General features: G+C 58.9%; 13 protein-coding genes and 2 pseudogenes. 8 read left to right on the forward strand and 7 right to left on the reverse strand.

The features are described 5' to 3' along the window. Nucleotides 1-187 precede the first annotated feature (187 nt). Nucleotides 188-487 (forward strand): annotated as a pseudogene (locus tag AC13CY_RS18185) (integrase core domain-containing protein); the annotation flags it as partial. A gap of 238 nt (nucleotides 488-725) precedes the next feature. On the opposite strand, the gene AC13CY_RS18190 reads toward AC13CY_RS18185, so the two are convergent. After that, nucleotides 726-1,382, reverse strand: a complete 657-nt coding sequence (locus AC13CY_RS18190) for a GlxA family transcriptional regulator (protein ID WP_483052848.1) — start codon at nucleotides 1,380-1,382, stop codon at nucleotides 726-728. 73 nt (nucleotides 1,383-1,455) lie between these two features. On the opposite strand from AC13CY_RS18190, the gene tnpA (AC13CY_RS18195) reads away from it, so the two are divergent. The 6 genes from tnpA (AC13CY_RS18195) (at nucleotide 1,456) to AC13CY_RS18220 (ending at nucleotide 6,849) form a co-directional block, all read left to right on the forward strand. After that, complete coding sequence (tnpA, locus tag AC13CY_RS18195; protein ID WP_016915086.1) at nucleotides 1,456-1,743, forward strand: IS66 family insertion sequence element accessory protein TnpA; 288 nt, start codon at nucleotides 1,456-1,458, stop codon at nucleotides 1,741-1,743. Then, nucleotides 1,740-2,084: an IS66 family insertion sequence element accessory protein TnpB gene (gene tnpB, locus AC13CY_RS18200; RefSeq protein ID WP_016915087.1), complete on the forward strand. Its 345-nt coding sequence runs from the start codon at nucleotides 1,740-1,742 to the stop codon at nucleotides 2,082-2,084. Before tnpA (AC13CY_RS18195) ends, tnpB (AC13CY_RS18200) begins: the two co-directional genes overlap by 4 nt. A gap of 28 nt (nucleotides 2,085-2,112) precedes the next feature. After that, on the forward strand, nucleotides 2,113-3,525 hold the full coding sequence (gene tnpC, locus AC13CY_RS18205; RefSeq protein ID WP_483052849.1) for an IS66 family transposase: 1,413 nt from the start codon (nucleotides 2,113-2,115) through the stop codon (nucleotides 3,523-3,525). 119 nt (nucleotides 3,526-3,644) lie between these two features. Further along, nucleotides 3,645-4,907, forward strand: a complete 1,263-nt coding sequence (locus tag AC13CY_RS18210) for a site-specific integrase (RefSeq protein ID WP_483052850.1) — start codon at nucleotides 3,645-3,647, stop codon at nucleotides 4,905-4,907. Continuing rightward, complete coding sequence (locus AC13CY_RS18215; RefSeq protein WP_081194004.1) at nucleotides 4,904-5,848, forward strand: tyrosine-type recombinase/integrase; 945 nt, start codon at nucleotides 4,904-4,906, stop codon at nucleotides 5,846-5,848. Before AC13CY_RS18210 ends, AC13CY_RS18215 begins: the two co-directional genes overlap by 4 nt. Further along, the gene (locus tag AC13CY_RS18220) at nucleotides 5,845-6,849 is read left to right on the forward strand and encodes a tyrosine-type recombinase/integrase (protein ID WP_483052851.1); all 1,005 of its coding nucleotides are present in this window, start codon (nucleotides 5,845-5,847) and stop codon (nucleotides 6,847-6,849) included. Before AC13CY_RS18215 ends, AC13CY_RS18220 begins: the two co-directional genes overlap by 4 nt. A 111-nt stretch (nucleotides 6,850-6,960) precedes the next feature. Here the strand turns inward: AC13CY_RS18220 and tnpC (AC13CY_RS18225) are convergent, their stop codons facing one another. The 4 genes and pseudogenes from tnpC (AC13CY_RS18225) to AC13CY_RS18240 form a co-directional block, all read right to left on the reverse strand. Beyond that, nucleotides 6,961-8,361: an IS66 family transposase gene (gene tnpC / locus AC13CY_RS18225; RefSeq protein ID WP_483052852.1), complete on the reverse strand. Its 1,401-nt coding sequence runs from the start codon at nucleotides 8,359-8,361 to the stop codon at nucleotides 6,961-6,963. Nucleotides 8,362-8,389: 28 nt separating this feature from the next. Further along, nucleotides 8,390-8,734: an IS66 family insertion sequence element accessory protein TnpB gene (gene tnpB / locus AC13CY_RS18230; RefSeq protein ID WP_044630870.1), complete on the reverse strand. Its 345-nt coding sequence runs from the start codon at nucleotides 8,732-8,734 to the stop codon at nucleotides 8,390-8,392. Beyond that, nucleotides 8,731-9,021, reverse strand: a complete 291-nt coding sequence (gene tnpA, locus AC13CY_RS18235) for an IS66 family insertion sequence element accessory protein TnpA (RefSeq protein ID WP_232903285.1) — start codon at nucleotides 9,019-9,021, stop codon at nucleotides 8,731-8,733. The genes tnpB (AC13CY_RS18230) and tnpA (AC13CY_RS18235) overlap by 4 nt, the downstream gene beginning before the upstream one ends. Before the next feature lie 190 nt (nucleotides 9,022-9,211). Then, nucleotides 9,212-9,742 (reverse strand): annotated as a pseudogene (locus tag AC13CY_RS18240) (transposase); the annotation flags it as partial. 86 nt (nucleotides 9,743-9,828) lie between these two features. On the opposite strand from AC13CY_RS18240, the gene AC13CY_RS18245 reads away from it, so the two are divergent. Beyond that, complete coding sequence (locus AC13CY_RS18245) at nucleotides 9,829-10,152, forward strand: transposase (protein ID WP_483052853.1); 324 nt, start codon at nucleotides 9,829-9,831, stop codon at nucleotides 10,150-10,152. Nucleotides 10,153-10,177: 25 nt separating this feature from the next. Here the strand turns inward: AC13CY_RS18245 and AC13CY_RS18250 are convergent, their stop codons facing one another. After that, nucleotides 10,178-10,447, reverse strand: coding sequence for a hypothetical protein (locus AC13CY_RS18250; RefSeq protein ID WP_483052854.1), 270 nt, complete (start codon nucleotides 10,445-10,447; stop codon nucleotides 10,178-10,180). Further along, nucleotides 10,437-10,902, reverse strand: a 466-nt coding sequence (locus tag AC13CY_RS18255; RefSeq protein WP_483052855.1) for an IS66 family transposase, incomplete at its 5' end; no start/stop codon positions are given. The genes AC13CY_RS18255 and AC13CY_RS18250, both read right to left, overlap by 11 nt.

Genomic DNA, 10,902 nt, shown 5'->3' on the forward strand with positions numbered 1-10,902 from the left:
GTCGAGGAGGATGCTGACGGTCATCCTTACTTTGATGCCATCGACTCTGCCAACTTCGGGCGTATTGCTGACGATGATGTGGTGACGCACTTTGCCGAAGTGAAGGCTCCGGCCATCCCTGCCAATTGATCGAGGAAAACACCTGCTGAAGCTCTCAAAGAACTACTATTTTCAGCATCATAAGCCAGTGTTGCGACGGCCCCTTGAACCTAAGCAGTACGCGCCGCATGACTATCGATCCACGCTGGACCGGCACGAGTTCCGGGCCTCGATGAGCCGGAAAGGGAACTGCTGGGACAATGCCGTCATGGAGCGCTTCTTCGGCTCACTGAAAAGCGAGTGGCTGGCTGGCCAGCGATACGGAAGCCGACAGGCCGCGCGGCGGGACGTGATCGAATACATCGAGATGGAGTACAACAGCTGCCGACTCCACTCGACCCTGGGCTACCAAACGCCAAGGGAAGTCGAATTGGCGGCTGCAGCTTGAAAATGTGTCCGCTCTGACTTGACCAGAACAGTGGCCGGAAGGATGCGCTGGAGTGGGCGTTCAGCCAAGGCTGGTTCCGCCCTGGGGATCTCGAGGCGCTCGCGAGGGTGGAGGATGCCCGACTCACCGAGCGTAACCTCTAGCAGAGGGAGAAGCCATGAACTTGCCAGACCTGCATCTTGAGTTAAGCTCAAGTCTGGTGTATGGGAGGAGGTAGGAAAGGTAGGCCCGACGATGGTCAGGGGGTTTCGCCGAAGGTCTTTCGCCAGTCGCGGGGGCTGACCCGATGCCGCTGCCTGAAATGTTGCCGAAACGATGTCGCCGTGTGGAAACCGACCCTTTCCGCAATGGCCTCTACCGACAAGGAGGTGGTTTCCAACAGCTCGCGTCCACGCCGCAGCCGCTCGCTCACCAGCCACTCCACCACCGTCATGCCGGTGGCTTTGTGGAAGTGGCGCGTGAAGGTCCGCCGACTCATGGCGGTACGGGTGGCAAGCGCATCGATGGTGTGCGACTCCGCCAGGTGTTCTCGCAGGTAGTCGAGCAGGCGGTTGATGTGGGCGTCCTGGGTAGAGGTAGCAACCGGCTGCTCGATGAACTGCGCTTGCCCACCCTCTCGATGCGGTGGGACCACCATGGCCCGGGCCACCTTGTTGGCAATTTGCGCGCCGTAATATTCACGCACCAGGAACAAGCAACAATCCAGGCCGGCCGCGGTACCGGCAGACGTCACCAGACGATCCTCCTCCACGTAGAGCGCATTGGTATCCAGCTTGACTCTGGGAAAGCGGCCGATGAAATCCTGCTCGGCCATCCAGTGAGTCGACGCCCGCCTACCGTCCAGCAGCCCGGCGTAAGCCAGGGAGTTAAGCTCAGTTCTTGTGTAAGCGTTCATTCCACGACGTTCTGCCACCCTGCTGAAAATCGCCCTACAGTAACCTCACACTTTCCAACACGAGGTTACCCCCATGAGAAAGCACCGCACACCCGAACAGTGGCAGGCTCTGGTCAATCAGCAGCGTGACAGTGGTCTGTCAGCTTCGAAGTTCTGCAAACAAGAGAACATCGGCTACGCCAGTTTCTGTAACTGGCGCAAGCGCCTGTCCGATCAGGCGGCCGGTGACTCAGCGGATTCCGGCGAAGCCGGTTTTCTGGACCTGTCCTCTCTGATGGGTGCGGCGCAGTCCGGCCCAGGCTGGAACATTGTGCTCAGCCTGGGCAACGGCGTCGAACTGCGGCTGAGCCAGAACGGATGATCGGGCTCGATAGCCAGGCGCGCATCTGGCTGTGCACCGAGCCTACCGACATGCGCAAATCGTTCCGGGGCCTGAGCGCCCTGGTTCGGAATCAGTTGAAGCACGACCCGCTCAGTGGCCAGTATTTCGTCTTCGTCAATCGTCGCAAGACCCAGATGAAGATGCTGTACTTCACCGCCACCGGTTATTGCCTGTGGGCCAAGCGCCTGGAGCAGGGCCAGTTCCGGGTGCCGTTATCCGCCTCCGGGCAGCGAGCCCTGACCCTGACGGATCTGCAACTGCTGATCGATGGCATCGAGGTGCAGAAATATCGCCAGTTCAAGCGTTTTCGAGGGGTATAGAAGGCCGACTTTCGATATAATATCGGCCATGAATTCAACCGCTTCCGCTCCTTCTTCCAATGCACCTTCCTACTCGGCTCTGGCCGAGGAGAATGCCGTGTTGCGGGAGCAGTTGGGAGCCCAGGCAGAAGCGATTCGTCAGCTGACGCATCAACTGGACTGGTTCAAAAAGCAGCTGTTCGGTCCCAAATCCGAGAAGCAGGTGTTCGATCTTCCCGGGCAGGACAGCTTGTTCCAGCCAGAGGAAGCGCCGCTACCGGTGCCGCCTGCTGACGAAGAAGAACGCCCCATCAAGGCCTATCAGCGTGGCACCGGCAAGAAGCAGCGCGACGATGGCTGCCTGAACGACACCGGTCTGCGCTTTACCTCTGATGTGCCGGTGGAAGTCATAGAGTATCTGCCGCCAGAGCTGACAGGGCCGGAGGCCGATCAGTACGAAGTAATCGGCAGTAAGACCACCTACCGGCTGGCCCAGCGGGCCTCCAGTTACGTGGTGCTGAAGGTGGAGCGCCCGGTGTTCCGGCGCAAGGGGAGTGACAAGCCCATCACCACGCCGGCCCCGTTCAACGTGCTGGACAACAGCCTGGCCGATGTCAGTCTGCTGGCCGGGTTGCTGGTGGACAAGTTCCAGTTCCACCTGCCGCTGTACCGTCAGCACCAGCGCATCCAGCAAGCCGGTATCACAATCAGCCGCAGCACCCTGACCAATCTGGTCAAGCGCGTGATCGACCTGCTTCGGCCCATTGTGGATGCCCAGACCGACAACGTGCTGCGCAGTCGGGTGCTGGCCATGGATGAAACGCCGATCAAGGCCGGTCACCAGGGTCGGGCGGGCCCGCAAAAAGGCAAGTTGAAATCCGGCTGGTTCTGGCCGTTATACGGCGATGCCGACGAGGTGGTGTTCACCTACTCGAACAGCCGTGGGCATGCCCACATCGAAGCCATCCTCAGCGAATCGTTCAACGGCACGCTGATCAGTGACGGCTACGCGGCCTATGCCCGCTACGCTGCTGCCCAAGAGAACGTCACCCACGCCCAGTGCTGGGTGCATAGCCGCCGTTATTTTATCGAGGCGCAGAAGGATCACCCGGAAACCGTCACCGAGGCCCTGCAACGAATCGCAGCGCTGTACCGGAATGAAGAAACCATCAGAACCCACGGGCTGACTGGCGAGAAGAAACGTCAGTACCGGTTGGAACACTCGAAACCGGTCGTTAGCGGCTTCTTCCAGTGGTGCCGGGATCAGTTGGCGTCAGGCGGCCTGGTGCCGAGCGATCCACTGACCAAAGCTCTGAACTACGTGCTCAGCCGGGAAGCCAGCCTGAGCGTATTCCTGGAAAACCCAGACGTGCAGCCAGACACCAACCACCTCGAGCGGGCACTACGCCCCATTCCCATGGGCAAGAATTATCCTCAACCCTCAGTTATGGAAAGTTTCTGAGATAGTCCCTTCAAGATCGCTTTCTTACCGCTGCCTCGTGCCATTGGCAGTGATGATTTGCCTTCCATAATTACTGGTGGTGTTGTTTTAGCTCCCCCTCATCAGGAAGGAGAGCCACCATGTTTGAGTCTACTCATTCGTTGTATGCACTGGCGCATCAGTGGTTTGCCGATTTGCCGCTCAGTAATAATGAAGATGCTTATGTTCAGTTCCTAATCGAGCGCGGTTACGCGGTTGGTACGATCCAGGGATATTTCAGCAGCGTCGCGCATTTCGCCCATTGGTGCAGGACGCAACAAGTCGGTCTTGGCGATATCGATGAAGCGCTGGTTAACCGCTTTATGGATGAGCACCTGCCGGTTTGTCGATGTGCCGTCCGGTGCCGACGCGCACCTCGCGAGATGCACGCTGCGCTTGGGCATCTGTTTGCGATGCTCTGTGCTAAGGGGCATGGTATCCAGGCGGATAGTTCCCCGGTTTCCGCTCCTATCGCAACAGAACTTGAGGATTTCGACCGCCATCTTACTGAGGTACGAGGACTGGCACCAACCACGCGTTCAGTCCGGTTACGTCATTTGCGCGATTTTCTCATCTACTGTTTTAGCTCCGGGCCGGTGCACCTGAAGCGGCTCGGACTGTCGGATGTAATCCGTTTTATCGCCCATTACACGGCGGACTGGGCTCCGGCGTCGATACTTACCGCCACCACTTCGTTGCGCTGTTACTTCGCGTTCCGGGCCAGTCAGGGCGAGCAGACCTCCGCGTTGATCGCCGCTCTGCCTCGGATCGCGCAGTGGCGGCTGGCTGGACTGCCGCAGGTTCTGTCCAACGCAGAGATAGATCAGCTACTCGGTGCCTTCGATCGCTACCAGGCCACTGGCAAGCGCGATTACGCAATCGCGCGTTGCCTGCTCGATCTAGGCTTGCGTCGAACAGAAGTGGCTCGTCTGTGCTTGGACGATGTGGATTGGCGGACCGGAACACTGATCATTCGCAGTAAGGGCAAACGCACCGATGTGTTGCCTCTGCCCGATGTCACTGGGCATGCTATCGCCGAGTACTTGCTGGATGGTCGACCGAAAACCACGCGCCGAGAGCTGTTCGTTCGGCACCGGCCACCCCTCAATGCGGCAGCTGATCCGGATATCGTGCGCAACGCCATTCGTTATGCGGCGAAGCGCTGTGGACTCGAACACTGTATTCGCGGGACTCACATTCTGCGGCATACCCTGGCCGGTCGACTGGTGCAGGGCGGCGCCCGGTTCAAGGAGATCGCCGACCTGCTGCGCCATCGCAGTCTGGATACCACCACAATCTATGCCAAAGTCGATCTTGAGGCGTTGGCTCAGGTGGCTCTACCGTGGCCGGGGAGGTTGTCATGAGCACTCCTGTGACATTTACCGCTCGGGTCGACGCCTATCTGGATTACCGCCGACAGGCCGGCTTTGCATTAAAGATCGAGGGCGAACAACTGGCGCGGTTCGCGCGGTTCGCTGATCATATCTCGCCTGGGGGAGCTCTGACCATGCAGCTGGCTGAACAGTGGGCTTGCGCCTCAGGCCGACCAGGTCCGCTCACCGCTGCCCGCCGAATGGAACTCTTGCGCCCCTTCGCCCGCTATTGCCAACAGTTCGATCCGGCCACTGAGATTCCGCCCCGTGGGCGCTTTGGACCCGCTCACCGTCGTCTGACGCCACATGTTTTTACTGACGCCGAGATCCGTGCGCTGCTCGTGGCCTGTGCCGATCTACACCCGCCCGGCGGCTTGCGGGGGATCTGTTGCGCCACGCTCTTTGGACTGATTGCTTCGACGGGACTGCGGACATCGGAGGCCACCGGCTTGCAACGCCCAGATGTCGATCTCGATCGCAGTTTGCTGCATATCCAGAACACCAAGTTCGGCAAGTCACGTTGGGTACCGCTGCACTCCACCACGACACAGGCTTTGCAGCGCTACGTACAGCAACGAGATCGAGATCCTTTTGCGGCTACTACCGAGGCTTTCTTCCTCTTTGACTACGGCCGACCCGCGACCACGCAGGGCCTGGAATATGCATTCAAACTATTGCGACAATGGTTGCATTGGCGCTCCCGAGGCGGTCACCCGGCACCGCGTATTTATGATCTTCGCCACACCTTTGCCTGCCGTAACCTTGAGCGCTGGTATGCGCAGGGCCTCGACATCGACTGCCATATCCTGGCGCTATCTACCTACCTCGGTCATGCCAAGATCACCGACACTTACTGGTATCTCACCGCAACGCCCGAGTTGCTGGCCCGGGCAGCTCAACGCCTGGAACAATTTCAAGGAGGTGGCTTATGAGTACCTCGGTGCCGGTAACTTTTCCGTGCTTGCTACAGCAGTTTTTTTTGCAGCGCTTGATGCAGCAGCGCCAGGCCAGTCCGAATACCGTATCAGCCTATCGAGATACCTTTCGGTTGCTGCTGACATTTGCCCATCGGCGTCTTGGAAAACATCCCAGCGAACTTACGATGGACGATCTGAACGCCACGCTCGTTCTGGATTTCCTTCACTACCTCGAAGAGGAGCGCCACAACTCGGTTCGCAGCCGTAACGCACGATTTGCGGCGATCCGGTCGTTCATGGAGTACGTGTCCTTTCAGGAGCCTTCGGCCCTTGCCACCGCGCAGTCCGTGCTCGCCATCCCCATGAAGCGTTTTGAACAGCAACTGATTGGGTTCCTTTCGCGTGAACACATGGCAGCGATTCTTGACGCACCGGATCGCAATACCTGGACGGGACAGCGGGATCGGGTGATGTTAGCAACACTTTACAATACCGGCGCTCGCGTCTCCGAACTGATCGGAATGCGGCTAGAAGATCTGGTGCTTGGCCCCAGCGCTTCCGTGCGTATTCGCGGCAAAGGACGCAAGGAACGGTCGACACCCTTGTGGCCTGAGACGGCCGCGCAGCTTAAACGCTGGTTAAGAGCCTATCCTCGCCAGCCTGATCAACCGCTGTTTCCAAGTCGATCAGGCACCACTCTGACGCGCATAGGTGTGACTGAACGCTTGAAGCTTGCGGTCAGAGCAGTCGCTGCGCAATATCCCGAACTGGCCAAACGACGAGTATTTCCGCATCTGATTCGACATTCCATTGCCATGCATATGTTGCAAGCCGGTGTTGATATCACCGTCATTGCGCTATGGCTCGGGCATGAAAGCCCGGAGACCACTCACAAATATGTCGAAGCAGATCTGGCGATGAAGGATCGGGCATTGAAAAGCATCCAGGCGCCTTCCCAGGCATTGCCGCGGTACCAGCCATCGGACAGCGTGTTGGCGTTTTTACAGAGTCTCTAATTATGCAGGATTTATAGGGACCACCAACATTCAAGCAACACAGGGTAGATGCTGCTAAGTGCATCAACTGCCGAGCAAATCAGCATCTATCCTGACCATCTTTCAGAGCACTCAAAGACCACACCCTTCCATAACTGAGAGCCGAGGATAATTCTTGCCCATGGGGATGGGGCGCAGGGCCCGTTCCAGATGGTTGGTGTCCGGCTGCACGTCCGGGTTCTCCAGGAACACCGTCAGGCTGACTTCCCGACTGAGCACGTAGTTCAGAGCCCTGGTCAGCGGATCGCTGGGCACCAGACCGCCCTGCTCCAGTTGATCCCGGCACCACTGGAAGAAGTCGCTGACCACCGGCTTGGAGTGATCCAGGCGGTACTGGCGTTTCTTCTCGCCGGTCAGCCCTTGAGCTTTGATGGTCTCTTCATTCTGGTAGAGCTTGGCGATCCGTTGCAGGGCCTCGGTGACGGTCTCCGGGTGATCCTTTTGAGCCTCGATAAAGTAACGGCGACTGTGCACCCAACATTGGGCGTGGGTGACGTTCTCCTGGGCAGCGGCATAGCGGGCATAGGCCGCGTAGCCATCACTGATCAGGGTGCCGCTGAACTGATCGTTCAGAACCTCCTCGATGTGCAGTCGGCCCCGACTGTTCGAGTAGGTGAACACCACTTCGTCGGCATCGCCGTACAGCGGCCAGAACCAGCCGGATTTCATCTTGCCTTTTTGCGGGCCTGCCCGGCCCTGGTGGCCAGCCTTGATGGGCGTTTCGTCCATGGCCAGCACCCGACTGCGCAATACGTTATCGGTCTGGGCAGCCACGATGGGCCGAAGCAGGTCGATGGCGCGCTTGACCAGATGGGTCAGGGTGCTGCGACTAACGGTAATACCGGCTTGCTGGATGCGCTGGTGTTGACGATACAGCGGCAGGTGGAACTGGAACTTATCCACCAGCAGCCCGGCCAGCAGGCTGACGTCGGCCAGGCTGTTGTCCAGTACGTTGAACGGCGCTGGCGTCGTCACAGGTTTTGAGTCAGTGCCCTTACGACGGAACACCGGGCGCTCACACTTGAGCACCACATAGCTGGAGGCGCGCTGGGCCAGGCGATAAGTCGTTTTAGTGCCAATGATGTCGTACTGGTCGGCGTCCGGACCGGTCAGCTCCGGTGGCAGGTGTTCAATGACTTCCACCGGCACCCCGGCAGTAAAGCGCAGGCCAGTGTCGTTCAGACAATCGTCGTCCCGCTGCTTCTTGCCGGTGCCGCGCTGGTAAGCCTTAATAGTGCGTTTTTCTTCATCGGCAGGCTGTTCCGGTCGCGGTGCCTCCTCTGGCTGGAACAAGCTGTCCTGCCCGGGCAGATCGACCACCTGCTTCTCGGATTTGGGGCCGAACAGCTGCTTCTTGAACCAGTCCAACTGGCGCTGCAGGATCTGGACCTGCTCCCGCAACAGTGCATTCTCCTCGGCCAGAGCCGAGGAGGAAAGTGTACCGGGAGAAGAAGCTGAAGCCGTTGAATTCATGGCCGATATTATACCGGAACTCTGTCTTCTATACCCCTCGAAAACGCTTGAACTGGCGGTATTTCTGCACCTCAATGCCGTCAATCAGCAGCTGCAAATCCGTCAGGGTCAGGGTTCGCTGACCGGAGGCGGATAACGGCACCCGGAACTGGCCCTGCTCCAGGCGCTTGGCCCACAGACAGTAACCGGTGGCGGTAAAGTAGAGCATCTTCATCTGGGTCTTACGGCGATTGACGAAGACAAAATACTGACCGCTGAGGGGGTCGTGCTTCAATTGATTCCGAACCAGGGCGCTCAGGCCCCGGAACGATTTGCGCATGTCGGTGGGCTCGGTGCACAGCCAGATGCGCGCCTGGCTATCGAGCCCGATCATCCGTTCTGGCTCAGCCGCAGTTCGACGCCGTTGCCGAGGCTCAGCACTATGTTCCAGCCTGGGCCGGAGGATGGAGAGTTGGCCATCAACGACGAGAGATCCAGAAAACCGGCTTCACCGGAACCGGCCGGATCATCGGTCGACTGACCGGACAGGCGCTTTCGCCAGTTGCAGAAGCTGGCATAGCCAATGGTCTGCTGCTTACAGAACTTCGGGGCCGACAGACCACTGTCACGCTGCTGGTCGACCAGGACCTGCCACTGTTCCGGAGTGCGGTGTTTTCTCATGGGAGCAACCTCTTATTAGGAAATCAGAGGTTACTGTAGAGCGAAATTCAGTGGGGTGGCAGGACGTCTCGGAATGAACGCTTACGCTTTACGCTCTGCAGAATAACGTGGCACAAGGACTCCATGCCGCTCCCTCTGGATTAGATTTAGGCGATATCACCAACCGGACAACAAGGCTGACAGAGGGGGGATAGGCCGACCCGCCCTGGTGACCGTGAGCCTCAATCGGCAGACCATCGATGTCCAGTGTCAGCTGATGAGGGCGTTTGCCCTTCTCCAGCGAGGTCAGACGCCAGACCACCAGTCGCAGCAGGCCTTCGTGTACGGCATCGATGTTGTCGCTACGCCCGAGACACGCCAGCAGCCGCGATAATGTGGCTTGAGAGGGCCGATCTTGAGCCAATGGCGTCATGCCGCGCGCATCGCTGCAGGCCAGTTGCCAGAGCGGGTCACGGCGCAGCGTGTCGGTATCGCTGAGGTCGATCCAGCCCATCGCGCGCTGCAGCACCAGCGTTCGCAGCTGACTGGCCAGCGAGTGGCGGATACGCAGCGGGTGACGCGGATCGACCAGGTTGTCTTCGAGCGCCTCAATCACGCCGCTGTTGTCGAGGGCTTCACGCACCAGCAGGGCGCCGCTGTCGCTGGTGGTGCGCTGGCCGCTCAGCTCAACACGGACAGAGCCGTTGCATGAGGGCGTCCAGGTGGATAGGCTTTCACCCATGGCGGATGGCTCCCCCCCTCTGTCAGGATTGATGTCGTGTCCCTTGTTACACTCTCTTAAATATTCAGGGGCGTTTGGAGATCTGTATGCCTCGCTATTCCGATGAGCGACGTCAGGCCGCTGTGGCCAAGCTGTTACCGCCTTATAACCAAAGCGTAGAAGAGGTCGCCCGGCAGGAGGGGATCTCGCCAGCAACTGTTTACAAGTGGCGTAAAGAAGCCCGTGCGGAGGGACGCTGCCTGCCCGATGCAAGTGACCAGGGTACGACCGGCTGGTCGTCCCGAGACAAGTTTGCAGCGGTGGTTGAGACCGCAGCGATGAACACCGAAGACGTTGCTGCCTATTGTCGTCAACGGGGACTGTATCCCGAGCAGCTGCAACGCTGGCGTCATGACTGCGAACAAGCGTAAGCGTTCATTCCACGACGTAGTTGACCTACTTCACGTCACGCAGAGGCCTTAATAACTCCGGCGAGACCTTGTACTGTTTGGTGCCGTCCTCGGCCAGAACAATCACACTCTTGCGGTTGATCTTGGTGACGATTCCCAGCACAGGACCCTCCCGGCCTTCGAAGGTCACTTTCAGCCCCACCCGCAACTGGCTCAACGCTTGCAGGTTTTCCTGATCTTGCAGTTCATCGATGCGTTGACAGATATACCGGTTCAGTTCCAGTAACTGATCGATGCTGAGATCTTCAATGCGCATGGAAGGGGGCCTCCGGCTCTCTGTTCTGGCGGTCAGGATGGCGTGGATCGATCAGGGATCTCAGTGGCTTATCCGCGAACCGCAGCTTCCAGAGTCTTGGCGTCAGGTCTGCCACTTCTTTGGCTGGATGCAGGCTGATGCGTTGCAGCACGTCCACCAGGTAAGTGTAGGGGTTAATATCGTGCAGCTTGCAGGTGCTGATCAGACTCTGGATGATCCCCAGGTGTTCTGCGCCCAGTTCGGTCCAGCAGAACATCCAGTTTTTCTTGCCCATGGGGATGGGGCGCAGGGCCCGTTCCAGATGGTTGGTGTCCGGCTGCACGTCCGGGTTCTCCAGGAACACCGTCAGGCTGACTTCCCGACTGAGCACGTGGTTCAGAGCCCTGGTCAGCGGATCGCTGGGCACCAGACCCCCCTGCTCCAGTTGATCCCGGCACCACTGGAAGAAGTCGCTG

This window comes from Vreelandella sp. L-15, assembly GCF_056857635.1.

Coding starts and splice junctions, on each gene's coding strand:
- AC13CY_RS18190 (WP_483052848.1), bottom strand. CDS start 1,382: ATGAACGCTTACACAAGAACTGAGCTTAACTCCCTGGCTTACGCCGGG.
- tnpA (WP_016915086.1), top strand. CDS start 1,456: ATGAGAAAGCACCGCACACCCGAACAGTGGCAGGCTCTGGTCAATCAG.
- tnpB (WP_016915087.1), top strand. CDS start 1,740: ATGATCGGGCTCGATAGCCAGGCGCGCATCTGGCTGTGCACCGAGCCT.
- tnpC (WP_483052849.1), top strand. CDS start 2,113: ATGAATTCAACCGCTTCCGCTCCTTCTTCCAATGCACCTTCCTACTCG.
- AC13CY_RS18210 (WP_483052850.1), top strand. CDS start 3,645: ATGTTTGAGTCTACTCATTCGTTGTATGCACTGGCGCATCAGTGGTTT.
- AC13CY_RS18215 (WP_081194004.1), top strand. CDS start 4,904: ATGAGCACTCCTGTGACATTTACCGCTCGGGTCGACGCCTATCTGGAT.
- AC13CY_RS18220 (WP_483052851.1), top strand. CDS start 5,845: ATGAGTACCTCGGTGCCGGTAACTTTTCCGTGCTTGCTACAGCAGTTT.
- tnpC (WP_483052852.1), bottom strand. CDS start 8,361: ATGAATTCAACGGCTTCAGCTTCTTCTCCCGGTACACTTTCCTCCTCG.
- tnpB (WP_044630870.1), bottom strand. CDS start 8,734: ATGATCGGGCTCGATAGCCAGGCGCGCATCTGGCTGTGCACCGAGCCC.
- tnpA (WP_232903285.1), bottom strand. CDS start 9,021: ATGAGAAAACACCGCACTCCGGAACAGTGGCAGGTCCTGGTCGACCAG.
- AC13CY_RS18245 (WP_483052853.1), top strand. CDS start 9,829: ATGCCTCGCTATTCCGATGAGCGACGTCAGGCCGCTGTGGCCAAGCTG.
- AC13CY_RS18250 (WP_483052854.1), bottom strand. CDS start 10,447: ATGCGCATTGAAGATCTCAGCATCGATCAGTTACTGGAACTGAACCGG.